This window comes from Bacteroides sp. 3_1_23, assembly GCF_000162555.1.
In the GTDB taxonomy this organism is placed as follows: domain Bacteria; phylum Bacteroidota; class Bacteroidia; order Bacteroidales; family Bacteroidaceae; genus Bacteroides; species Bacteroides ovatus.
This window is the reverse complement of record NZ_GG774949.1, coordinates 1,076,393-1,099,535: the sequence shown is the minus strand read 5'-3', so window position 1 is coordinate 1,099,535 and position 23,143 is coordinate 1,076,393. Positions and strand designations below refer to the sequence as shown.

20 protein-coding genes are annotated in these 23,143 nt (G+C 43.7%); 13 read left to right on the top strand and 7 right to left on the bottom strand.

Going from position 1 to position 23,143, the window contains the following annotated elements; all coding sequences use genetic code 11:
- Window positions 1-15 precede the first annotated feature (15 nt).
- Window positions 16-1,563 (bottom strand): cytochrome ubiquinol oxidase subunit I, encoded by a 1,548-nt coding sequence (locus HMPREF9010_RS20135; protein WP_004300335.1) that lies wholly within the window; start codon window positions 1,561-1,563, stop codon window positions 16-18.
- A 20-nt stretch (window positions 1,564-1,583) separates the two neighbouring features.
- Entirely contained in the window at window positions 1,584-1,820 is a 237-nt protein-coding gene (locus HMPREF9010_RS20140; RefSeq protein WP_004300334.1) for a DUF4492 domain-containing protein, read from the bottom strand.
- Window positions 1,821-2,039: 219 nt separating this feature from the next.
- Here HMPREF9010_RS20140 and HMPREF9010_RS20145 point away from each other — a divergent pair, with 219 nt between their 5' ends.
- From HMPREF9010_RS20145 to HMPREF9010_RS20175, 7 genes are all read left to right on the top strand, one after another.
- Window positions 2,040-3,437, top strand: coding sequence for a TolC family protein (locus HMPREF9010_RS20145; RefSeq protein WP_008647218.1), 1,398 nt, complete (start codon window positions 2,040-2,042; stop codon window positions 3,435-3,437).
- Window positions 3,438-3,456: 19 nt separating this feature from the next.
- Window positions 3,457-4,677, top strand: a complete 1,221-nt coding sequence (locus HMPREF9010_RS20150) for an efflux RND transporter periplasmic adaptor subunit (protein WP_008647214.1) — start codon at window positions 3,457-3,459, stop codon at window positions 4,675-4,677.
- Between the two features lie 48 nt (window positions 4,678-4,725).
- Window positions 4,726-5,469 carry an ABC transporter ATP-binding protein gene (locus tag HMPREF9010_RS20155; protein WP_004300330.1) on the top strand — a complete coding sequence of 248 codons (744 nt, stop codon included), beginning with the start codon at window positions 4,726-4,728 and terminating at the stop codon, window positions 5,467-5,469.
- Between the two features lie 119 nt (window positions 5,470-5,588).
- The gene (locus HMPREF9010_RS20160; RefSeq protein ID WP_004300329.1) at window positions 5,589-6,809 is read left to right on the top strand and encodes an ABC transporter permease; all 1,221 of its coding nucleotides are present in this window, start codon (window positions 5,589-5,591) and stop codon (window positions 6,807-6,809) included.
- A gap of 48 nt (window positions 6,810-6,857) precedes the next feature.
- On the top strand, window positions 6,858-7,919 hold the full coding sequence (locus HMPREF9010_RS20165; protein ID WP_004306368.1) for a sensor histidine kinase: 1,062 nt from the start codon (window positions 6,858-6,860) through the stop codon (window positions 7,917-7,919).
- Between the two features lie 42 nt (window positions 7,920-7,961).
- A complete protein-coding gene (locus HMPREF9010_RS20170; RefSeq protein ID WP_004300327.1) occupies window positions 7,962-8,660 on the top strand; it encodes a LytR/AlgR family response regulator transcription factor in 699 nt (232 codons plus the stop codon).
- A gap of 266 nt (window positions 8,661-8,926) precedes the next feature.
- A complete protein-coding gene (locus HMPREF9010_RS20175) occupies window positions 8,927-9,139 on the top strand; it encodes a hypothetical protein (protein ID WP_004310918.1) in 213 nt (70 codons plus the stop codon).
- Window positions 9,140-9,161: 22 nt separating this feature from the next.
- Here HMPREF9010_RS20175 and HMPREF9010_RS20180 read toward each other — a convergent pair whose 3' ends face one another.
- Genes HMPREF9010_RS20180 through gnd form a run of 4 tightly spaced genes read right to left on the bottom strand, consistent with a single transcriptional unit; the run spans window position 9,162 to window position 13,893 of the window.
- Window positions 9,162-10,112: a Dyp-type peroxidase gene (locus HMPREF9010_RS20180; RefSeq protein WP_008647212.1), complete on the bottom strand. Its 951-nt coding sequence runs from the start codon at window positions 10,110-10,112 to the stop codon at window positions 9,162-9,164.
- 46 nt (window positions 10,113-10,158) lie between these two features.
- Window positions 10,159-10,890, bottom strand: coding sequence for a 6-phosphogluconolactonase (gene pgl, locus HMPREF9010_RS20185; protein ID WP_004297828.1), 732 nt, complete (start codon window positions 10,888-10,890; stop codon window positions 10,159-10,161).
- Window positions 10,887-12,383 carry a glucose-6-phosphate dehydrogenase gene (gene zwf, locus HMPREF9010_RS20190; protein WP_008647211.1) on the bottom strand — a complete coding sequence of 499 codons (1,497 nt, stop codon included), beginning with the start codon at window positions 12,381-12,383 and terminating at the stop codon, window positions 10,887-10,889. Before zwf ends, pgl begins: the two co-directional genes overlap by 4 nt.
- Window positions 12,384-12,417: 34 nt before the next feature.
- Window positions 12,418-13,893 carry a decarboxylating NADP(+)-dependent phosphogluconate dehydrogenase gene (gene gnd / locus HMPREF9010_RS20195; RefSeq protein WP_032846467.1) on the bottom strand — a complete coding sequence of 492 codons (1,476 nt, stop codon included), beginning with the start codon at window positions 13,891-13,893 and terminating at the stop codon, window positions 12,418-12,420.
- A 109-nt stretch (window positions 13,894-14,002) separates the two neighbouring features.
- Between gnd and HMPREF9010_RS20200 the strand changes: the two genes are divergently transcribed.
- From HMPREF9010_RS20200 to HMPREF9010_RS20225, 6 genes are all read left to right on the top strand, one after another.
- Window positions 14,003-15,172 carry a dicarboxylate/amino acid:cation symporter gene (locus HMPREF9010_RS20200; RefSeq protein ID WP_008647208.1) on the top strand — a complete coding sequence of 390 codons (1,170 nt, stop codon included), beginning with the start codon at window positions 14,003-14,005 and terminating at the stop codon, window positions 15,170-15,172.
- A 93-nt stretch (window positions 15,173-15,265) separates the two neighbouring features.
- Complete coding sequence (gene gmd, locus HMPREF9010_RS20205; protein ID WP_004297836.1) at window positions 15,266-16,336, top strand: GDP-mannose 4,6-dehydratase; 1,071 nt, start codon at window positions 15,266-15,268, stop codon at window positions 16,334-16,336.
- A 19-nt stretch (window positions 16,337-16,355) separates the two neighbouring features.
- Window positions 16,356-17,426, top strand: coding sequence for a GDP-L-fucose synthase family protein (locus tag HMPREF9010_RS20210; RefSeq protein ID WP_004297837.1), 1,071 nt, complete (start codon window positions 16,356-16,358; stop codon window positions 17,424-17,426).
- Window positions 17,427-17,657: 231 nt separating this feature from the next.
- On the top strand, window positions 17,658-19,316 hold the full coding sequence (locus tag HMPREF9010_RS20215) for an AMP-binding protein (protein WP_008647206.1): 1,659 nt from the start codon (window positions 17,658-17,660) through the stop codon (window positions 19,314-19,316).
- A gap of 49 nt (window positions 19,317-19,365) precedes the next feature.
- Window positions 19,366-20,514 carry an LA_2272 family surface repeat-containing protein gene (locus tag HMPREF9010_RS20220; RefSeq protein WP_008647202.1) on the top strand — a complete coding sequence of 383 codons (1,149 nt, stop codon included), beginning with the start codon at window positions 19,366-19,368 and terminating at the stop codon, window positions 20,512-20,514.
- Between the two features lie 11 nt (window positions 20,515-20,525).
- The gene (locus tag HMPREF9010_RS20225; RefSeq protein ID WP_004306375.1) at window positions 20,526-20,990 is read left to right on the top strand and encodes a GNAT family N-acetyltransferase; all 465 of its coding nucleotides are present in this window, start codon (window positions 20,526-20,528) and stop codon (window positions 20,988-20,990) included.
- 138 nt (window positions 20,991-21,128) lie between these two features.
- On the opposite strand, the gene HMPREF9010_RS20230 is transcribed toward HMPREF9010_RS20225, so the two are convergent.
- On the bottom strand, window positions 21,129-23,123 hold the full coding sequence (locus HMPREF9010_RS20230) for a fructose-bisphosphatase class III (RefSeq protein ID WP_008647200.1): 1,995 nt from the start codon (window positions 23,121-23,123) through the stop codon (window positions 21,129-21,131).
- Between the last annotated feature and the right edge of the window lie 20 nt (window positions 23,124-23,143).

Genomic DNA, 23,143 nt, shown 5'->3' with positions numbered 1-23,143 from the left:
AGTAATAGGTAATTATCAATTCTCCGGTCCTTTTTTAATAGCCTTTACCATAATTCCGACACCTGCAATCAGCATCACTGTAAACAGGAGCAGGAAGATAAAGAAAGTCGTTTGTACAGAGCTTACATCCAGTTTGGAGATGGCAGCCATTGTCGGCAGCATATCACGGATAGCCCACGGTTGACGCCCACATTCGGCAACCACCCATCCGGCTTGTCCGGCGATGTATCCCAAAGGAATTGTCAGCAGAGCAATCCAGTGCATCCAACGCATCTGGCTTAAATCTTTCTTATAGATAAAGAAGAGAACGACAATAAAGAACAGGATGAAGTATCCGCCCAAGATTACCATTACACGGAATGCATAAAAGTTCAGAGGAACATTCGGAACCAGTTGGTTCACATCTTTGATATATCCGTAACCGAAATATGGAATATTTTCCTGTAATACTTTATATGCAATTTGAGCATCTTCCTCATGTCCTGCACTCTTTGCTGCACGATAGGCAGCCAATGCACCGATAGCCGTTTTTCCACGTTCTATCTTCTCGGCAGCAGAAAGAGCTGTCGATCCGTCTTTCTGTTGATAACCACCCTCGATGATATTTGTAATACCAGGAACGTAGCCGTCTACATTACGTTCTGCAAGGAAAGAAAGCATGCTGGGGATTTCAAAACGGAAGAGAAAAGGATCTTTCCCATCGTTGTAAGTCTTCTTTTCCGGGTTCAACACTCCTATTCCAACCAGACCTACATTAGTGCCGCCTTCATACAGACCTTCCACAGCAGCCAGTTTCATCGGTTGCGTCTGGGCAATCTGATAACCGGAACCATCACCTGTCCAAACAGAAAGCAACGATGCTACTAATCCAAAAATCGCCCCAATCTTGATGCTGGCAAGCGCAAACTCACGATTACGTTTCTTCAGCAGATACCAACAACTGATGCCGACTACAAAAATAGCACCCAACACCCAGCCGGACAATACCGTATGGAAGAATTTATTGACCGCTACAGGTGACGTAGCCACTGCCCAGAAATCTACCATCTCATTACGAACTGTATCAGGATTGAATTCCATGCCTACCGGATGCTGCATCCATGCGTTGGCTACGAGAATCCACCAGGCAGAAATCGTAGCTCCCAAGCCTGTGAGCCAGGTAGAAGTCAAATGGAAACGTTTACTTACTTTGCCCCACCCAAAGAACATGACGGCGATAAATGTGGCTTCCATAAAGAATGCCAAAATTCCTTCAATAGCCAACGGAGCACCGAAGATATCTCCTACAAACCACGAATAATTGCTCCAGTTCGTACCGAACTCAAACTCCAGAATCAAACCGGTTGCCACACCAATGGCAAAGTTTATACCGAAGAGTTTCATCCAAAACTGGGCAGTCTTTTTCCAAAATTCATTGCCTGTTTTATAATACAGCGTCTCCATGATTCCCATCACCACTGCCAGTCCGAGTGTGAGAGGAACAAAAATCCAGTGGTACATGGCTGTCATCGCAAATTGGGCTCTCGACCAATCGATCAGCGAGGTGTCAATACTTTCAATCATAATCCTATGTAGTTTAAGAGTTAAAAATCAGTAGATTTACCGGGGATGGCACGTTCTATCAGTTCGTTTCCCACGTATGTTCCCTTGTCGTCATCCGTAGGATGGTCACGGAGGAAATCAGGGAAAAAGAACATTTTGAGGATGAAGAACATAACGAATAATTTCAGCAGAATGATAACCCACAGGGTACGCCCCAAGGTCATACTACGGAAGCCCTCCAAATAGAAGTTCCAGATCGTAAGCAGTGTATTCTTCATATGTTGACGTTATAATTTGTAATGAGTACAAATATACATTTTTTATAATTAAAACAAACAACTAGTCAAAAAAGTTGTGTGATTTGTTGTGTTTTTCTTCAAAAACCTGCCTATCGACAGAAAAAAAACATTTAACGGCGAAATTACGTCATCCGTCTATCGTTTTTGCGGCATATATAATATGTACGTACCTTCGCTAACAGTAAATCAATAGAAGTTATGAATATGATAAATGTAAGAAGATTGACAGTGATGACATTTCTTGAAGCAGGTATGCTGTCCGGCATATCTGCCCAAGTTTCTCCGCTGCAAGTCGATACGCTGAAAGAAACGAAAATTCCGGCTCAATGGGATTTGCAGTCATGCATCGACTACGCAAAAGAGCAGAACATCACGATTCGCAAGAACCGGATCACTGCGGCCAGCACGCAGATTGATGTAAAGACAGCTAAGGCTGCCTTGTTTCCCAGTCTTTCGTTCTCTACCAGCCAGCAGGTGGTGAATCGTCCGTATCAGGAGACGAGTAGTCGGGTAAGCGGCAGCGAAATTATCAGTAGCAATAGTAAAACGAGCTACAATGGTAATTATGGACTGAATGCGTCGTGGACTCTATATAATGGTAATAAAAGACTGAAAACCATCCAGCAGGAAAAGTTGAACAATCAGGTAGCCGAACTGGACGTAGCGACTTCCGAAAATAACATTCAGGAATCTATCGCCCAAGTGTATATCCAGATTCTTTATGCAGCCGAGTCTGTCAAAGTAAACGAAAGTACCCTGCAAGTCTCTATTGCGCAGCGTGACCGCGGACAGGAACTTCTGAACGCCGGAAGTATTGCTAAAAGCGACTTCGCCCAACTGGAAGCGCAGGTGAGCACAGACCGATACCAACTTGTCACAGCGCAAGCCACTCTTGAAGATTACAAATTACAACTGAAACAATTGCTCGAACTGGATGGGGAGAATGAAATGAACATCTACCTCCCTGCCCTGTCCGACGAAAATGTACTGGCTCCGTTGCCTACCAAAAAAGATGTGTACATTAGTGCATTGAGTCTTCGCCCGGAGATTGAAGCTAGCAAACTTAATGTAGAGGCTTCCGAACTGGGTATCGGTATTGCCAAATCAAGTTATTTGCCCACAATCAGCCTTAGCGCAGGAATCGGAACCAACCACACCAGCGGCAGCGACTTCACTTTCGGAGAGCAAGTGAAAAACGGATGGAACAATTCGATCGGATTGTCTGTCAGTGTGCCGATCTTCAATAACCGTCAAACTAAAAGTGCCGTACAGAAAGCAAAATTGCAATACGAGACGAGCATGTTATCCTTGCTTGACGAACAAAAAACTCTGTACAAGACCATCGAAGGACTCTGGCTGGATGCTAACAGTGCACAGCAACGTTATGCAGCAGCAAACGAGAAGTTGAAGAGTACACAAATCAGCTATGAGTTGATTAGCGAACAGTTTAATCTGGGAATGAAGAATACCATAGAACTTCTTACTGAAAAGAACAACTTGCTACAAGCACAGCAGGAACAGCTTCAAGCCAAATATATGGCCATACTGAATACGCAGTTGCTGAAGTTCTATCAGGGAGATCAATTAGCATTATAAATAAAAGCATAATAAACGAATGAAAACGAAAAAGATTATCTTAATCGCTGTGGCAGTCGTTGTGGTAGCAGGTGCAGGAATCTGGTTCTTTGCAGGTTCACCGGCCAAGCACAAAGTCACCTACGCCACTGCCTACGTGAGCAAAGGCGATATTTCAAATTCGGTCACTGCTACCGGAACCATCGAACCGGTGACGGAAGTAGAAGTCGGTACGCAGGTTTCCGGTATCATCGACAAGATTTACGTAGATTACAACTCGGTAGTAACCAAAGGACAGTTGATTGCCGAAATGGACCGTGCCACATTGCAAAGTGAATTGGCATCACAACAGGCAACGTACGATGGTGCAAAAGCCGAATATGAATATCAGAAGAAGAATTATGAACGTAGCAAAGGCTTACACGAAAAGTCACTGATTAGTGATACGGATTTCGAACAGGCCCTCTACAACTATCAGAAAGCGAAAAGTAGCTATGATAGCAGTAAGGCATCGCTCGCAAAAGCAGAACGTAACCTGGCTTATGCTACTATCACCTCACCGATTGACGGAGTAGTCATCAGCCGTGATGTGGAAGCAGGACAAACCGTTGCTTCCGGATTCGAAACTCCGACACTGTTCACTATTGCTGCCGACCTGACACAGATGCAGGTAGTAGCCGATGTGGATGAAGCTGATATAGGCGGTGTAGTAGAAGGCCAGCGTGCCAGCTTCACGGTAGATGCTTATCCGAATGATGTATTCGAAGGCGTAGTTACACAAATTCGTCTGGGAGATGCAAGCAGTACGAGCAGTACAAGCACCACCACTACAGTAGTTACTTATGAAGTTGTAATCTCTGCTCCCAACCCTGATTTGAAACTGAAACCTCGTTTGACAGCTAATGTCACGATCTATATTCTTGATAAAAAGGATGTGTTGTCTGTCCCGAACAAAGCACTGCGATTCACACCTGAAAAACCGTTAATCGGTAATAATGACATCGTAAAAGATTGCGAAGGCGAACATAAACTCTGGACTCGTGAAGGAACCACATTCACCGCTCATCCGGTAGAAGTAGGAATCAGCAACGGTATATCTACAGAAATTATCAGTGGCATTTCCGAAGGAACAAAAGTAGTGACCGAAGCTACCATAGGAGCAATGCCCGGTGAAAATGTGGCTGCTGAAGGAAATCAGGAAAGTGGCGGAGAAAGAAGTCCGTTCATGCCTGGCCCTCCGGGAAGTAAGAAGAAAAAATAATTATTCAATGTGCCAATCCGTTATTGGCACATTAACACATTATTTACGATGAAAAAAGTAATTGAAATACAAAATATCAAACGTAACTTTCAGGTAGGCGACGAAACCGTCCACGCATTGCGGGGCGTTTCGTTCAATATCAATGAAGGAGAGTTTGTTACCATCATGGGGACTTCCGGTTCGGGAAAATCCACGCTGCTTAATATATTAGGCTGCCTGGACACCCCGACCAGTGGAGAATATCTGCTCGACGATATTCCCGTACGTACGATGAGCAAGCCTCAACGTGCAGTACTAAGAAACCGGAAGATTGGCTTCGTGTTCCAAAGCTACAACTTGTTACCTAAAACGACGGCTGTAGAAAATGTGGAACTACCGCTTATGTACAACTCTGCCGTGAGCGCTTCCGAACGCCGTCGCCGCGCCATCGAATCCCTACAGGCTGTAGGATTGGGGGACCGTCTGGAACATAAATCCAACCAGATGTCCGGTGGACAGATGCAGCGCGTTGCCATCGCACGCGCATTGGTCAACAATCCGGCAGTGATTCTTGCCGACGAAGCGACCGGAAACCTCGATAGCCGTACCTCTTTCGAAATACTTGTACTGTTTCAAAAGCTTCATGCAGAGGGACGTACGATTATCTTTGTAACACATAATCCCGAACTTTCGCAATATAGCAGCCGGAATATCCGTCTGCGTGACGGTCAGGTTATAGAAGATACAACCAATCCGAAAATTCTGTCTGCTGCCGAAGCGCTGGCCGCATTGCCGAAAAACGACGAGGATTAATAATTATTCAATGTGCCGATATACTAATGTGCCGATTGCTGTACAATAAACAGGTTGGGTGACTATACCTTCAGGAAATTGCCCCATTAGTATATAGACAAATTAGCAAATTATTCATTATGAATGGAACTAATTTATTTAAGATAGCTCTCCGGGCATTGGCGAACAATAAGCTGCGTGCTTTTCTCACCATGCTCGGTATCATTATCGGTGTTGCTTCTGTCATCACGATGCTGGCTATCGGACAAGGTTCGAAGAAAAGCATCCAGCAGCAGATTTCCGAAATGGGATCGAACATGATTATGATTCATCCGGGAGCCGATATGCGTGGAGGTGTCCGCCAAGACCCGTCTGCTATGCAAACCTTGAAGCTTGCCGACTACGAAGCCTTGCGTGATGAGACAAGTTTCCTGTCCGCCATCAGTCCCAATGTTTCATCATCGGGGCAACTCATTGCCGGAAACAACAACTACCCAGCTTCCGTGAACGGTGTCGGAACAGAATACCTCGACATCCGCCAGCTGACTGTTGAAAACGGAGAGATGTTCACAGAGGCCGACATACAGAGTTCGGCGAAAGTATGTGTGATTGGAAAGACTATAGTAGACAATCTTTTTCCGGACGGAAGTGATCCGGTAGGTAAGATTATTCGTTTCAGTAAAATACCGCTTCGTGTGGTAGGTGTGCTTAAAGCCAAAGGCTACAACTCCATGGGACAAGACCAGGATGCAGTAGTGCTTGCACCATACACCACAGTGATGAAACGTCTGCTTGCCGTCACGTATTTGCAGGGAGTGTTTGCCTCTGCCCTTACCGAAGATATGACGGATTATGCTACTGACGAAATCAGTACGATCCTCCGTCGCAACCATAAGCTGAAAGCCTCGGATGACGATGATTTTACCATCCGTACCCAACAGGAATTGAGTACAATGCTCAACTCAACCACCGATTTGATGACAACCCTGCTGGCTTGTATCGCAGGTATTTCATTGGTAGTAGGTGGTATCGGAATTATGAATATCATGTATGTATCCGTTACGGAACGTACCCGTGAAATCGGTCTGCGTATGTCTGTCGGTGCACGTGGAGTCGATATTCTAAGCCAATTCCTTATCGAGGCCATCATGATTAGTATCACGGGAGGTATCATCGGAGTGATTATCGGTTGCGGGGCTAGCTGGATTGTCAAGAGCGTAGCGCATTGGCCTATCTATATCCAGCCGTGGAGTGTATTCCTTTCCTTCGCAGTATGTACCGTTACGGGCGTCTTCTTCGGATGGTATCCGGCTAAGAAAGCAGCTGATTTAGACCCGATAGAAGCCATCAGATACGAATAATTGATTGACAACCGTCGGTTGTCAATTAAAAAAATTATCTTTGTCTTTATGAAACAAACCTTTACATCCGCACGTCGTCCCCTGGAGATACTGATACACATTATCAGCTGGGGGATTATGTTCGGTTTCCCGTTCTTCTTCGTTGAACGTGGAAACGGGAACATTAACTGGATGGCCTATATACGCCATCTTGCTGTACCACTCTCTTTTATGATTGCGTTCTACGTGAATTATTTCATTCTTGTTCCTCGTTATCTGTTTCAGAGTCAGGCCAAAAGATATATCGTCTACAACATTATCTTTTTATGTGTCATCGGCATTTTGTTACATCTCTGGCAAAGCCTGACATTCGATCCGTCATTTGCACCCAAAGCCAAAAGACCGGGTATGCCTCCGGGATGGCTATTCTTCCTTAGAGATATGTTGAGCCTCGTATTTACTATCGGCCTAAGTGCCGCTATCCGTATGAGCGCGCGATGGACGCAAAATGAAGCTGCCCGCAAAGAGGCGGAACGAAACCGTGCGGAAGCGGAACTGAAAAATCTGCGAAACCAACTGAACCCTCACTTTCTGCTGAATACCCTGAATAATATCTATGCACTGATTGCATTTGATTCGGACAAAGCGCAACAAGCAGTTCAGGAGTTGAGCAAACTGCTTCGTTATGTGTTATATGATAACCAACAAACGTACGTTCCTCTCTGTAAAGAGGTTGATTTTATCCGAAATTACATTGAACTGATGCGCATCCGCCTGTCGGCCAATGTACAGATGATTACTAAATTTGATATTCAGCCTGACAGTCAGACGCTTATTGCTCCGCTTATCTTTATCTCATTGATAGAGAATGCTTTCAAGCATGGCATCTCCCCTACTGAATCGAGTTTCATCAGTATTCATCTTTCGGAGAATGATAAGGAAGTGATTTGCGAAATTCGCAACAGTAATCATCCAAAGACAGTGGAGGATAAAAGTGGCTCGGGTGTGGGACTGGAGCAAGTCAGCCGCCGGTTGGAGATTCTTTATCCCGGGGCTTATACCTGGTCGAAAGGTATCTCAAAAGATGAAAAAGTATATGAATCGAAATTAAGTATCAAGATCAGAGAGTAGATTTCAAAACATTGAATATAAAAACTTTAGATATAAAATAGTATGATGTTACGTTGTGCAATTGTTGACGATGAGCCGTTAGCTCTTAGCTTGTTAGAGAGTTACGTGAATAAAACCCCGTTCCTGCAACTCGTAGGAAAGTATTCCAGTGCGGTTCAGGCAATGAAAGAATTGCCTGGCGAAGAGGTCGATCTCCTGTTTCTGGACATCCAGATGCCGGAGCTTAATGGTTTGGAGTTTTCGAAGATGGTAGATCCGCACACCCGCATTGTGTTTACTACCGCTTTCGGACAGTATGCCATCGACGGTTATCGTGTCAATGCACTCGATTACCTGCTGAAACCAATCTCCTACGTCGATTTCCTGCAAGCTGCCAACAAGGCCCTTCAATGGTTCGAACTTGTACAGAAACCGGAAGAGATAGACAGTATTTTTGTGAAAAGTGACTACAAACTGGTGCAAGTGGACTTGAAGAAAATCATGTATATCGAAGGACTGAAAGATTATATTAAAATATATACGGAAGATGCTTCCAAACCTATTCTATCACTGATGAGTATGAAAGCAATGGAGGAACTTTTACCTTCCAGCCGTTTCATACGCGTGCACCGCTCATTCATCGTACAAAAAGATAAGATACGTGTGATCGATCGCGGGCGTATTGTTTTTGACAAGACATATATTCCTATCAGCGATAGTTACAAGCAAGTTTTTCAGACTTTTCTTGACGAAAGGAGCTAATTATTCATGAATTTATCGGTAAAAAAGTGAATTTTGTCGATTATAGTTTGTCAAAACCCGTTTTATATCTACCTTTGCAACGAACAGAAAGGGATTGTGAAATTCCAAGAATAGAATAGTTTAGTTAAGTCTAGTTTAGTTTTTGTGTTAATAGCTCCCTCGTCGGCGGACGAACTAGGGAGCTATTTTTTTTATTTATTACAGGAATATAATTGCACAAAATATACATATTTTCCATAACTTTGCAGCGACAAAGGATCACACAAATGGAATATAGCGTAGAAGAACTAAAAAGTGCATTAATAGAGAAATGCGAGAGTGAAGGTATCCTGTATGCAACGGTTGCAATGGACCGTCGTACTAAAGAAATGATTCTTCCTGATACTTTACAAGGAGCTCTGAAACATCCGGAATTCTTCGTATGTACCTGCAAGAAAGTAAAAGACCAATATGTAGTGGAGGAGATTACTAAAGTGTAATACTCCCCCAGTCTTTTATTTTTTATTCGCCCAGTTCACCTAGCAAATCGTAGGAAGGAGCAAAGAAAAGTGTTCCCGTAACTGCTGTACTAAAGTCCAGTAAACGGTCGGTATTGCCTACCGGATTGCCAATAAACATACTTTCCAACATCTGCCGGGTAGTAGTGAACGTACTTGCATAGCCGATGAAGTAAGTACCATATTCTCCCTTAGACGTATTGGCGAACGGCATATTGGCACGCACTATTTTCAGGTCATCACCAATATTAGTGACGGCATTATGCGCATTTTGAGGTTTCTCCTCGTCAGACAGTTCGACATCGTTAAACTTACGACGCCCGATCACTTTCTCCTGTTCTTCCACAGGTAAGGAGTTCCACGCAACCATATCGTGAATATACTTCTGCACAAAGACATAGCTGCCTCCTGCAAAATCAGCATCTTCCTCTCCTACAACTGCAAAATGATAGGGATTTTCATCAACCGCCGGATTCTCCGTTCCATCCACAAAGCCGATAATGGCCTTGCCATCCATATATCTGAAACCGTGAGTTTCGTCGACAGGTTCAACCACGCCTTGAAGTTTCTCATCGATGATAGATGCAAACTCAAAACATAATCCCATCTGTTTTGCACGGATGTGAAACAATAAGTCGCCCGGAGTAGAAACTGCCGTATGCTTCTCGCCTTTTATCTCTTCGAAAGTTTTCAGTTCTTTGGGTTTTCCCTGTTCCGGGAAAAGACGGCTCCAGGCATCGGCTCCAAATCCCATGGTACAACTGAACATCATATCAGGAAAACGGTTACGCATACTGCGAATCAGGGCCGAGAAATTGGCACACACATCTTTTACTTTGTCAAGAGTTTCAGGCGAATCTTTTAAAGTATAAACAATAAAAATAACATTTTCGCCTTGTTTCCCCGCTACGTCTTGTGGGATATTACCACCAAATGAATGTTGATAAGGATTCATATTTTTCTTTTTTTTCTATTAGTTTCGTCAATGAAATAGTTCTGTTCTAACTCATCTTTTTATTAGGATCTTCAATATATGCGGCAGCCCCTTTATCCATAAACAGTTCTACATTTTGCGCATGATGAGCCACATAGGCTGCGGGACCAGTGTCTCCCGAATTACAGATTTCTTCTACTACATCGGCTTTGTTTTTTCCGGTAATCAGGAAAATGACATAGCGGGCATTCTGAATGGGGTATCCCGTCATTGCGATACGCTTCTGCCCGTTACGGGGATGTGCACTGACCACATAAATAGAGTTTGAAGTCAGCAAATCTTCTTGCCCGGGAAAGATCGAAGAAGTGTGTCCGTCATCTCCGGCTCCCAACAGTATAATATCGAATTCCGGCCAACCACGCTTAAACGGCACTTGCTGCCGGACTAACTCCGAATAACGAACCGCCTCTTTCGCAGGCTTTGCCTCTCCACGGATACGGAATACATTCTCATAGAGAATAGGAGTGATACCCAAAAGAAGGTTGCGCATCATTCCGTAATTACTGTCCGAATCATCGGGAGGCACACAACGTTCATCCACCCAATAAATCCGCATACGGTCCCAAGGAGTAATTTCCATATATTCATTCGCCCATAAATCGAACATCAGAGCAGGGGTATTACCACCACTAACTGCGATATTGAACACTCTGTCCGGCTCTTCATTCATGATTTCCACCAGGCGGAGTATCAATGCTCGTGAAGTTTCAATTGATGAGGGAAAAACTGATAGTTTCATAATTCACAATATTGATCTGTATTTGTCAAATTCTTACAAGGATTCGTCCAGTCAGCCCCATGTTCGTGCATCATTGCTTCGCTTTCCAAAGGTCCCCACGTACCTGCGGGATAACCGTAAAGAGGCGCATCAGGGTTATCTTTCCAATAGCGGAGCACCGGATCGAAGAATTTCCATGAGGCTTCTACTGCATCACTTCGAGTAAATAAAGTCGGATCGCCCTGGATACAATCATCTATCAGACGGGCATAAGCGTCACCACTAGGCACACCGCCCAACTGTGCATAACTGAAATCCATCGTCACCTGGCGGACTTCGAAACCTGCACCGGGGACTTTCATTCCGATTTTGAGCACAATTCCTTCATTCGGTTGCAAACGAAGGATCAATTTATTAGCCCGTGGACAGTTGCCACTAGCACAATGAAACATCTGGTGAGGTGTTTCCCGGAAATGAACAACGATTTCCGTTACTTTCGTCGGCATTTGTTTACCTGTACGAATGTAGAACGGAACGCCACTCCAGCGCCAGTTACTAATGCCCAGTTTCATGGCAATATAAGTTTCCGTACGCGAATCGGGAGCCACTCCTTTTTCTTCACGGTATCCTTTTTTACTACCGGAGGCTGTATATTGTCCGCGAACAATATGTTCGTTCAAATCTACATCATTCAATGGAGTAAGAGATTCGTAGACCTTCACCACTTCATTACGGAAATTGTCTGCATTGAAAACAGCAGGCGGTTCCATAGCCGTAAGGGCCACGAGCTGTATCAGATGATTCTGCACCATATCCCGCAGCGCACCTGCCGTTTCATAGAACCCGCCTCGTTGCTCGATACCCAGATTTTCTACGGCTGTAATTTCTACGTAGTCAATATAGTTACGATTCCAAAGAGGTTCGAAGATACCGTTGGCAAAACGGAAAGCCAGTACATTCTGGGCCGTTTCCTTACCGAGAAAATGGTCGATACGGTAAATCTGATGCTCATTGAAAACAGAGGCATACGTTTTATTCAGTTCAAGTGCCGACTCGAGATCATAGCCGAAAGGTTTCTCAACGATGATGCGCGAGTGGGGAGTGTTAAGTCCGGCAGCTTTCAAATAGATGGGCACTACTCCGTAAAGTGATGGCGGAGTGGCAAGATAGAACAGCAGATTGTCTGGATCTACCTCGTTAGTCAATTCAACCAGACGTTGGCGGAGTTGCGGGTAACCTTCTTCTTTTGCCGGGTCCATCGGTAAATAGTAGAGATGGAAGACAAATGAAGCCATAAGAGCTGTGTCCTGTTCTTCAGACTTGACGAACTGTTGTAGTTCTTCTAATATATAGGAACGGTAGTTATCGTCAGAATAGACCGTACGCCCGATACCCAATATGGAAAACTCTCCGGTCAACCGTTTTTCACGGTAGAGGGAGTAAAGGGCAGGCATCAGCTTACGCTTGGTCAAATCACCTGACGCACCGAAAATTATCATTGCAAATTTATCCACTTTATTAATTTCTAAATATGAATTATAGGTTTACTCAAACATTATAGGTGCCCGATTTCGTATCTCCTCCGTGGCCTGTCCAGTTCTCGTGAAAGAACTGTCCGCGCAACTCATCCTTACGCTCAAAAGTGTGCGCACCGAAATAATCACGTTGTGCCTGTACAAGGTTGGCGGGCAGATCGGCAGAAGTGAGCGAATAGAAATAGTTGAGGGCAGAGGAGAAAGCAGGAACGGGAAGTTCTTCTTTCATGGATTCCGCCACCAGGCTCTTCCATCCGGGAAGCAATGTCTTCATTTCTTCTTTAAAATAAGGAGCCAACAACAAGTGTTTAGGCTTGTCGGTGGCTTCGAAGGCAGCTGCAATATCGTTCAGGAATATACTGCGGATGATGCATCCCCCACGCCACATACGCGCAATGGAAGCCAGGTCGAGATGCCAGCCGAAAGCGTCGGAAGCACGTTGCAACACGGCGAATCCCTGGGCATAAGAGACGAGTTTGGAAGCATAAAGAGCAGAAAAAATATTCTTTACGAGTTCCGCCTTATTATATATAGGTTGTGTATGTTGACACTGGAATTGCTTGGAAGCCAAGTGACGCAAGTCTTTCTGTGAAGAAAGGCTTCGTTCGAATACCGCCGTGGCAATTAGCCCTAACGGCATACCGAGTTCCATCGCATTGATAACCGACCATTTACCGGTTCCTTTCTGTCCGGCTGCATCCAGAATTTTATCAATGAGATAACCTCCGGATTTGTCTTTATGCCGCAGAATGTTGGCGGTGATTTCAATCAGATAACTGCGAAGTTTGCCTTCGTTCCAACGGGCAAAGACATCAGCCATTTCCTCATTGGTCAGATCAAGCAACTTTTTCATCACCCAATAGGCTTCGGCAATCAGTTGCATATCACCATATTCGATACCGTTGTGAATCATCTTCACAAAATGACCGGAGCCGGCAGGACCCACCCATTGGCAACAAGGAGTGCCGTCCGGAGCTTTTGCCGCAATACTCTGAAGAATCGGTTTCACTTCCGGCCATGCTTTTTCCGAACCGCCGGGCATAATAGAAGCGCCATTCAAGGCTCCCTCCTCACCACCGGACACACCGCTACCGACGAAAAGAAATCCCTTTGATTCCGCCAGTTGGACACGACGGTTGGTATCTTCGTAATTAGAATTACCGCCATCAATAAGAATGTCTCCCGGTGAAAGCAACGGGAAAAGCTGATCCATCAGTTCGTCTACCGGACTTCCGGCACGAACCATCATCATAATCTTACGGGGAATAGCTATCGAATCTACAAATGCCTTTATATCCGTGAATCCTTCGATGTTTTTACCTTTTGCACGACCATTCAGGAAGCGCTCTACCACCCCCTCTTCTACTCCGGGAACAGTACGGTTATATACCGACACGTGCCATCCCTTACTCTCCATGTTTAAAGCAAGATTCTCGCCCATCACAGCCAAGCCGATAAGTCCGATATCTGTTTTATTCTGATTTGCCATAACTTGTATATTTTGAATATTCTTTATCTTAGTAACATTTAAAATGCACATTTGTTCGCAAGATTTTAGATTAAAACATTATTTTTGTAGTCTACAAATAAAATCAAGGATGAAGAAGATCAAAATCGGTTTGTTGGCACGCATCGTTATCGCCATCATTTTGGGTATTGCCATCGGCACAGTTTTCCCGGCTCCGCTAGTGCGAATATTTGTTACGTTCAATGGTATTTTCAGTGAATTTCTCAATTTCTCTATCCCATTGATTATCGTCGGACTGGTTACTGTGGCTATTGCCGACATCGGAAAAGGCGCAGGAAAAATGCTACTCGTGACAGCTTTGATCGCCTACTTCGCTACTCTTTTTTCAGGCTTTCTCTCCTACTTCACAGGAGTCACAGTATTTCCTTCGCTCATCGAACCGGGTGCACCACTTGAAGAAGTAAGCGAAGCGCAGGGAATCCTCCCCTACTTCTCCGTCTCCATTCCGCCACTGATGAACGTAATGACAGCTCTGGTTTTAGCTTTCACACTGGGGTTAGGACTGGCGTCACTCAACAGCGACGCATTGAAAAATGTGGCACGTGATTTTCAGGAAATTATCGTACGAATGATAAGTGCCGTCATTCTGCCGTTGCTGCCGCTTTATATCTTCGGCATATTCCTCAACATGACACATTCGGGACAAGTATATTCTATCCTGATGGTGTTTATTAAAATTATCGGAGTCATCTTCGTTCTTCATATTTTCCTGTTGGTTTTTCAGTATTCCATTGCGGCATTGTTTGTGCATAGAAATCCATTCAAATTGCTTAGCAAAATGCTGCCCGCTTACTTCACGGCATTGGGTACACAATCATCTGCAGCCACCATTCCCGTGACACTGGAACAGACCAAAAAGAACGGAGTATCTGCTGAAGTAGCCGGATTTGTGATTCCGCTATGTGCCACCATCCATCTATCGGGCAGTACACTGAAAATTGTAGCCTGTGCACTGGCATTGATGATGATGCAAGGAATGCCGTTCGACTTCCCCCTGTTTGCCAGGTTTATCTTTATGCTGGGTATCACTATGGTAGCTGCTCCGGGAGTTCCGGGTGGAGCAATCATGGCTTCCCTGGGGATTCTACAATCCATGCTCGGTTTCGACGAATCGGCACAAGCTTTGATGATTGCGCTTTACATCGCCATGGATAGTTTCGGTACTGCCTGCAATGTAACGGGAGACGGAGCTATCGCTTTGATTATCGACAAAATAATGGGAAAAAACCGTGCTGAATGACTGTGCTGAAAAATAATTGGAAAGTCACTTGGCTGGGTCACAAAAAATGCCGACATTTGCACCCACATTTTCAATTATATAAATAATTAGCGTATGAAAAAAGCCCTAATTTCAGGCATCACCGGGCAAGATGGTTCTTATCTTGCCGAATTTCTATTGCAAAAAGGTTACGAAGTACACGGTATACTCCGTCGTTCTTCTTCGTTCAATACAGGACGTATTGAACATTTGTATTTTGACGAGTGGGTGCGCGACATGAAACAGAAACGTACGATTAATCTGCATTATGGGGATATGACAGATTCTAGTTCGTTAATTCGTATTATTCAACAGGTGCAACCGGATGAAATCTACAATCTCGCAGCTCAAAGCCACGTGAAGGTTTCGTTCGACGTTCCGGAATACACTGCCGAAGCAGATGCTATCGGCACGTTGCGTATGCTCGAAGCTGTACGCATCCTGGGACTGGAAAAGAAAACCCGCATCTATCAGGCTTCTACTTCCGAATTGTTCGGTAAGGTGCAGGAAGTTCCACAAAAAGAGACAACTCCATTCTATCCCCGTTCTCCGTATGGGGTAGCCAAACAATATGGTTTCTGGATTACTAAAAACTACCGCGAAAGCTATGGTATGTTTGCAGTAAACGGTATTTTGTTCAATCACGAGAGCGAACGCCGTGGTGAGACGTTCGTTACCCGTAAAATTTCGCTTGCTGCCGCACGTATCGCACAGGGCGAACAGGACAAACTGTACCTGGGTAATCTGGATTCTCTTCGCGACTGGGGATATGCCAAGGATTACATCGAATGTATGTGGCTGATCCTGCAACATGATGTTCCCGAAGATTTCGTTATTGCTACTGGAGAAATGCACACGGTGCGCGAATTCGCAACGTTAGCATTCAAAGAAGCAGGGATCGAGCTTCGTTGGGAAGGTGAAGGCGTAAATGAAAAAGGTATCGACGTAGCTACCGGAAAATCTCTGGTAGAAGTTGATCCGAAGTATTTCCGTCCATCGGAAGTAGAACAATTGCTGGGCGACCCGACTAAAGCTAAAACACTGTTGGGCTGGGATCCACGTAAAACATCATTCGAAGAACTGGTAAGTATCATGGTTCGCCACGATATGGAGAAAGTGAGACGAATGATTGCTACCAAACATTAAAACTTGCTTTACTAATAGAATGGAAAAGAATGCAAAGATATATGTAGCAGGACACCGCGGACTTGTGGGATCTGCTATCTGGAAGAATTTGCAGGATAAAGGATACACCAATCTGGTAGGCCGCACTCACAAAGAGCTTGATCTGCTGGATGGCATGGCTGTCCGTAATTTTTTCGATGAAGAACAACCGGAATATGTATTCCTTGCTGCTGCCTTTGTGGGTGGTATCATGGCGAACAGCATCTACCGTGCCGACTTTATCTATAAGAATCTGCAGATTCAACAGAATATCATCGGAGAGAGCTTCCGTCACCATGTAAAGAAGTTGCTCTTCCTTGGTAGTACGTGTATTTATCCACGCGATGCCGAACAGCCGATGAAAGAAGATGTATTGCTTACTTCACCGTTAGAATATACCAACGAGCCGTATGCAATCGCCAAAATTGCCGGACTGAAAATGTGCGAGAGCTTCAACCTGCAATATGGAACGAACTACATCGCTGTGATGCCGACAAACCTTTACGGACCGAATGATAATTTCGACTTGGAACGCAGTCATGTACTGCCTGCCATGATCCGAAAGATTCATCTGGCACACTGTCTGAAAGAAGGAAACTGGGAAGCTGTACGCAAGGATATGAATCTGCGTCCGGTGGAAGGTGTAAATGGCGACAGTCCGAAAGAAGAAATCCTGGCTATTCTGCAAAAATACGGAATCAGCGAAACAGAAGTCACTCTTTGGGGTACAGGTACTCCACTCCGCGAGTTCCTTTGGAGCGAAGAAATGGCAGATGCCAGCGTCTTCGTAATGGAGCACGTAGACTTCAAAGATACCTATAAAGAAGGCAGCAAAGATATCCGCAACTGCCATATCAACATCGGCACTGGTAAGGAAATCACCATCCGTCAGCTGGCCGAACGTATTGTAGAAACTGTAGGGTATCAAGGAAAACTGACCTTCGACAGCAGCAAACCGGACGGCACTATGCGCAAGCTGACCGATCCTTCGAAACTGCACTCTTTGGGGTGGCACCATAAAATTGAAATCGAGGAAGGCGTACAAAGAATGTACGAATGGTACTTGAAATAAGAATTTAAAGAATCAATCAATATGCTATGAGCAGAATTATTTTTGCTTATAGCATATTTTTTTTGATTATAGCATAATGAAATTAGCTATAAGCATAATCTTTCCTCCTACCAGCCTGTCGCAATCTCACTACATCGCCCTTCCCCCATTTCCAAAAATTCTTCCCTCTTAATTCTTCATTCTTAATATAATTGCTATATTTGCACAAATTAATACCAAATGTGCAAAACAATGGAACAAAGTTTTATAGCCTACATTGAGAATAGTATCAAAAATAATTGGGACCTGGATGCCCTGACCGATTATAAAGGTGCAACTTTACAGTATAAAGACGTAGCTCGCAAGATCGAAAAACTCCATATCATTTTTGAAGAAAGTGGAATCCGCAAAGGAGATAAGATTGCTGTTTGCGGAAGAAACAGCTCTCATTGGGGAGTCACGTTCCTTGCTACACTGACGTATGGGGCAGTTGTTGTACCCATCCTCCATGAATTTAAAGCGGACAATATACATAACATCGTCAACCATTCCGAAGCAAAATTACTGCTTGTAGGAGATATGGTATGGGAAAACCTGAATGAGTCGGCAATGCCGCTACTGGAGGGTATCCTGATGATGAACGACTTCACCCTGCTAGTGTCACGCAGCGAACGACTGACTTATGCACGCGAACACCTGAACGAAATGTTCGGCAAAAAATATCCGAAGAATTTCCGCACAGAGCATATCTCTTATCATAAGGATGAACCGGAAGAACTGGCTGTTATCAATTATACTTCAGGAACAACAAGTTACTCGAAAGGAGTAATGCTCCCCTATCGCAGTCTGTGGTCGAATACCAAATTTGCTTTTGAAGTATTAGACCTGCAAGCCGGAGATAAGATCGTATCCATGCTCCCTATGGCACACATGTACGGACTGGCTTTCGAATTCCTTTATGAGTTCTCCGTGGGTTGCCACATCTACTTCCTTACTCGCATGCCGAGTCCGAAAATCATTTTCCAGGCTTTCGAAGAGGTGAAACCTAATCTGATTGTTGCCGTACCGCTTATCATCGAAAAAATCATCAAGAAGAGCGTGCTTCCGAAATTGGAAACTCCTGCAATGAAGATCTTACTAAAAGTGCCTATCATCAACGACAAGATAAAAGCAACGGTACGCGAAGAAATGATTAAAGCATTTGGCGGAAACTTCAAAGCTGTTATAGTAGGAGGTGCTGCTTTCAATCAGGAAGTAGAACAGTTCTTGAAAATGATTGATTTCCCTTATACAGTAGGATATGGAATGACGGAATGTGGTCCGATTATCTGTTACGAGGATTGGAGAAGATTCAAGCCGGGTTCATGCGGAAAAGCTGTACCACGTATGGATGTGAAAGTGTTGTCATCTGATCCCGAGAACATTGTTGGCGAAATCGTATGTAAGGGTCCGAATGTGATGTTGGGATATTACAAAAACGAAGAAGCTACCCAGGAAGTTATCGACAAAGACGGATGGCTGCATACAGGTGACCTGGCTTTGATGGACGCCGAAGGAAATGTTACGATCAAAGGACGCAGCAAGAACCTGTTATTGAGTGCCAGCGGACAGAATATCTACCCGGAAGAAATTGAAGATAAATTGAACAACCTGCCATACGTGGCTGAAAGTATTATCGTTCAGCAAAACGAAAAACTTGTCGGACTTGTTTATCCTGATTTTGACGACGCTTTCGCTCATGGCCTGAAGAATGAAGACATCGAGCAAATAATGGAAGAAAACCGTGTGGCACTGAATGATACGCTACCGGCTTACAGCCAAATATCCAAGATGAAAATCTATCCGGAAGAATTCGAAAAGACACCGAAGAAGAGTATCAAACGTTATTTATACCAGGAAGCAAAAGGCTAATATAAAGTTAGCTGCATAGAGATATTACTTAAACCGAAAAGAGAAAGGAATGAAGATAAAGAAAACAATATTCACGGCAGCTATACTAATGACTGCCGTTTGTTTACCGGCACAGAACAAGAGTGCAGGTATTAATATATCTATCTGGAAAGATATTTGTACGCAACCGCATGACAGTACACAGACGACTTATGTGAACATCGGTCTCCTGTCTACAATGAATCGCTTGAACGGTGTGGGTATCAATGCATTGGGAAGTGTGGTACATGGTGACATGAACGGAGTACAGATCACCGGATTAGCCAATCTGGCAGGTGGAACAATGAGGGGTGTCCAGCTAGCCGGTATCAGTAATATCAGCGGCAACAACACCGTAGGGCTTTCTGCTGCCGGACTAGTAAATATCACTGGCGACAGAACACAAGGAGTAATCATATCCGGTTTAACCAGTATCGGAGGAGATAATACCTCGGGGTTAATGATTAGCGGTTTCATGAATGTGACGGGCAATATGGCTTCGGGGCTACACTTTTCCGGAGCGGCAAATATTACAGGGCAGAGTTTCGGCGGCTTGATGGCTTCCGGACTTTTGAATGTAGTAGGCGAACACATGAACGGCTTGCAGATGGCAGGAATTGCCAATATAACCGCATCGAAACTGAATGGGGTACAAATAGCATTATGTAATTATGCAACGCAGGCCCGCGGGCTTCAAATTGGCCTTGTCAATTATTACAAGGAAGATATGAAGGGATTCCAACTCGGATTGGTTAATGCGAATCCTGATACAAGAGTGCAAATGATGGTGTATGGTGGAAATGCTACGCCTGCCAATATAGGTGTACGCTTCAAGAACCAATTGTTTTATACCATTCTGGGAATCGGCTCCATGTATCAGGGATTGAATGATAAGTTTTCGGCAAGTGCATCCTATCGTGCTGGCTTGTCCTTCACTCTTTACAAAGGCTTATCCATCAGCGGAGACCTTGGCTACCAGCATATCGAGGCTTTCGATAACAAAGACGAGGTGATTCCGAAACGTTTATATGCATTGCAGGCACGTGCCAATCTGGAATATCAATTTACCAGGAAGTTCGGTATCTTTGCAACAGGCGGTTATGGGCTAACCAGATTCTATAATAAATCAAGCAATTACGATAAAGGAGCGATTATAGAAGCAGGCATTGTTCTTTTCTAAATAAAATTACAATGAACGTTGAGATGAACATAACTACAATTAGAGAATACCAGCCAACAGATAAGAATGCTGTAATAGATTTAATCAGACAGAACACGCCTGCATATTTTGCACCGAAAGAAGAAGCTGATTTTAGTAACTATCTGGATAGCGAACGTGAACTTTATTTTGTTCTATTACTCAACAAGAAGGTTGTAGGCTGTGGCGGAATAAATTTTACAAAGGATAAAGCCAGCGGAAAAATAAGTTGGGATATCATACATCCCCAGTACCAAGGCAAATCGTTAGGAGCACAATTATTAAAATATAGAATTGAAATATTAAAGTCCATTGATGGTATTCAAAAAATAACCGTTAGAACTTCACAATTAGCCTATAAATTCTACGAAAAGCAAGGATTCACACTGAAAGAAATCCAAAGAGACTATTGGGCCAAAGGCTTTGATATGTATAGTATGGAATATAACGGGCATTAATAATAAAAGTGCAATTCAATATTAATAATGAATTGCACTTTTCCTTATGTATCAAGTAAATAAAGACACTATATTTTAAGCATTACTAAAACTATCAAATGATAAATGATGGTTTTAAGCCCTTATCATTTCAATCTATCACACTTTTTCTTTTATCAGACCAGTACGATAAGCAACAAGCAGTTTCTTCAAATCCTGTATTTGAGTCACTAGTTCTTTTCCCTTATCGGTATCTTTCACCATCATTCGTTGCGAATTAAATTCGAGAACGAAGTTGGTCGATTTGATATCAAGCCCCTCTTCAATGGCTTTCTGACGAGACTGGAATGGTTCGTGCTGTACGAGTTGCATACCATGAGAATGATAAACAAGCGTATACCCCGCAATTCCCGTTTCCGGCTGATAAGCTTTTGAAAAGCCACCATCAATAACGAAAAGCTTGCCATTGGCTTTCATAGGTTGTTCTCCCTGAATCGTTTTCACAGGCACATGACCGTTGATAATATGCGAATGAGGCCCTGAAGCTCCAAACTCTGTCAAAATCTGGTCACAAATATCTTCCCGGTTACGCAATGTGTAATAATAGCCTTTCTTTTCTTTATGCAACTCTTTATCTTCTACAAAATAACGCTCAAAAGTCGCCATCTTATCTTTATCAAACAAAGGAGCTTCCGGGCCACACCACATATACCAGATATAATCCATAGCAAATTCCTTATCCTCCTCTCCTTCTTCATCGAAATAAGCGGTACGGATCAATTGATCGGCTTTATCCAGCAATTTATGTCCCCAGTATTCCTTACCACGTATTTTGACATGTTTAAAGCTGCCATCCTCATTCAGAGGAACAGAAGCATGATAAAGAAGATTCGAGTTTGAAACCAGATACATGCCGCCATAGGTAAACAGACAACGCATGTGCTTCTTCAATTTCTCACTATTCATAAATGAATAATGAATCTTTTCTACCAATTCGCGTTCTTCTTCAATCAGTCGGTAAGGATCTGCCGGATCTACAGTCGGGAAATTGGTATCACGCAAAGCATATTCTTTTCCTTCATATACAAAGACGCCGCGTTCAAAATCAATTTTCTCCAGAAGTTTACGATTAGCCATTCCGAATTCCGGACGGCGGTCGATGATTTCAGCTTCCAGCTTAAACTGGATAATGGTAATGGCTTTATGCATTTGAGTAATCAGACGCAAAGTCTTCTCATTATAATGAGCATCGGCAAAGTTCATTTTCGGCATGAAAATCGTGCAAGGATCATCGGCATACGTATCCATTGCAAAAGTAGCCAATGGAAGCAAATTGATTCCGTATCCGTCTTCAAGTGTCCCCAGATTACCATAGCGCATAGACATACGTATCACGTTAGCGATACAACTATCATTACCGGAAGCTGCTCCCATCCAGAGAATATCATGATTTCCCCATTGAATATCGAAATTGTGGTAATTACACAATGTATCCATAATGATATGCGCACCGGGACCACGGTCGTAAATATCACCTACGATATGAAGAGAATCAATAGTCAAGCGCTGAATCAGATTACACATAGCGATAATGAAATCGTCGGCACGCTTCGTAGTGATAATTGTGCTGATAATTACATTAATATAAGCATGCTTATTCGGTTCGATAGACGATTCGTGCAATAACTCCTGAATGATATAAGAGAATTCGGCAGGCAGTGATTTACGAACCTTCGAACGGGTATATTTGGAAGACACGTTCTGACAGACTTTCACCAGTTGGTTCAGCGTAATCAGATACCAATCATCCAGATCCTTTTCACGGGCCTTCACCAATTGCAGTTTCTCTTCGGGATAGTAAATCAAAGTACAGATTTCTTTCTTTTCAGCTTCACGAAGAGTGTTGCCGAATATTTCATTTACTTTACGTTTTACCGCACCGGAAGCATTTTTCAGTACATGCTGAAAAGCTTCATATTCTCCATGAATATCAGTCAGGAAATGTTCCGTCCCTTTAGGTAGATTTAAGATAGCCTCTAAGTTGATTATTTCCGTACTGGCATCGGCAATGGTAGGAAAACTTCGGGAAAGCAGTTGTAGGTAACGGAGATCACTCACAATGCTTTCAGGAGTTATGTTACTTTGAGCAGTCATTCTATTTACAATTTTACTAT

Coding starts and splice junctions, on each gene's coding strand:
- HMPREF9010_RS20165 (WP_004306368.1), top strand. CDS start 6,858: ATGAAACAAACCTTTACATCCGCACGTCGTCCCCTGGAGATACTGATA.
- HMPREF9010_RS20175 (WP_004310918.1), top strand. CDS start 8,927: ATGGAATATAGCGTAGAAGAACTAAAAAGTGCATTAATAGAGAAATGC.
- HMPREF9010_RS20210 (WP_004297837.1), top strand. CDS start 16,356: ATGGAAAAGAATGCAAAGATATATGTAGCAGGACACCGCGGACTTGTG.
- HMPREF9010_RS20140 (WP_004300334.1), bottom strand. CDS start 1,820: ATGAAGAATACACTGCTTACGATCTGGAACTTCTATTTGGAGGGCTTC.
- pgl (WP_004297828.1), bottom strand. CDS start 10,890: ATGAAACTATCAGTTTTTCCCTCATCAATTGAAACTTCACGAGCATTG.
- HMPREF9010_RS20145 (WP_008647218.1), top strand. CDS start 2,040: ATGAATATGATAAATGTAAGAAGATTGACAGTGATGACATTTCTTGAA.
- HMPREF9010_RS20155 (WP_004300330.1), top strand. CDS start 4,726: ATGAAAAAAGTAATTGAAATACAAAATATCAAACGTAACTTTCAGGTA.
- HMPREF9010_RS20170 (WP_004300327.1), top strand. CDS start 7,962: ATGATGTTACGTTGTGCAATTGTTGACGATGAGCCGTTAGCTCTTAGC.
- gmd (WP_004297836.1), top strand. CDS start 15,266: ATGAAAAAAGCCCTAATTTCAGGCATCACCGGGCAAGATGGTTCTTAT.
- HMPREF9010_RS20135 (WP_004300335.1), bottom strand. CDS start 1,563: ATGATTGAAAGTATTGACACCTCGCTGATCGATTGGTCGAGAGCCCAA.
- gnd (WP_032846467.1), bottom strand. CDS start 13,893: ATGGCAAATCAGAATAAAACAGATATCGGACTTATCGGCTTGGCTGTG.
- HMPREF9010_RS20220 (WP_008647202.1), top strand. CDS start 19,366: ATGAAGATAAAGAAAACAATATTCACGGCAGCTATACTAATGACTGCC.
- HMPREF9010_RS20230 (WP_008647200.1), bottom strand. CDS start 23,123: ATGACTGCTCAAAGTAACATAACTCCTGAAAGCATTGTGAGTGATCTC.
- HMPREF9010_RS20225 (WP_004306375.1), top strand. CDS start 20,526: ATGAACGTTGAGATGAACATAACTACAATTAGAGAATACCAGCCAACA.
- HMPREF9010_RS20150 (WP_008647214.1), top strand. CDS start 3,457: ATGAAAACGAAAAAGATTATCTTAATCGCTGTGGCAGTCGTTGTGGTA.
- HMPREF9010_RS20180 (WP_008647212.1), bottom strand. CDS start 10,112: ATGAATCCTTATCAACATTCATTTGGTGGTAATATCCCACAAGACGTA.
- HMPREF9010_RS20160 (WP_004300329.1), top strand. CDS start 5,589: ATGAATGGAACTAATTTATTTAAGATAGCTCTCCGGGCATTGGCGAAC.
- HMPREF9010_RS20215 (WP_008647206.1), top strand. CDS start 17,658: ATGGAACAAAGTTTTATAGCCTACATTGAGAATAGTATCAAAAATAAT.
- HMPREF9010_RS20200 (WP_008647208.1), top strand. CDS start 14,003: ATGAAGAAGATCAAAATCGGTTTGTTGGCACGCATCGTTATCGCCATC.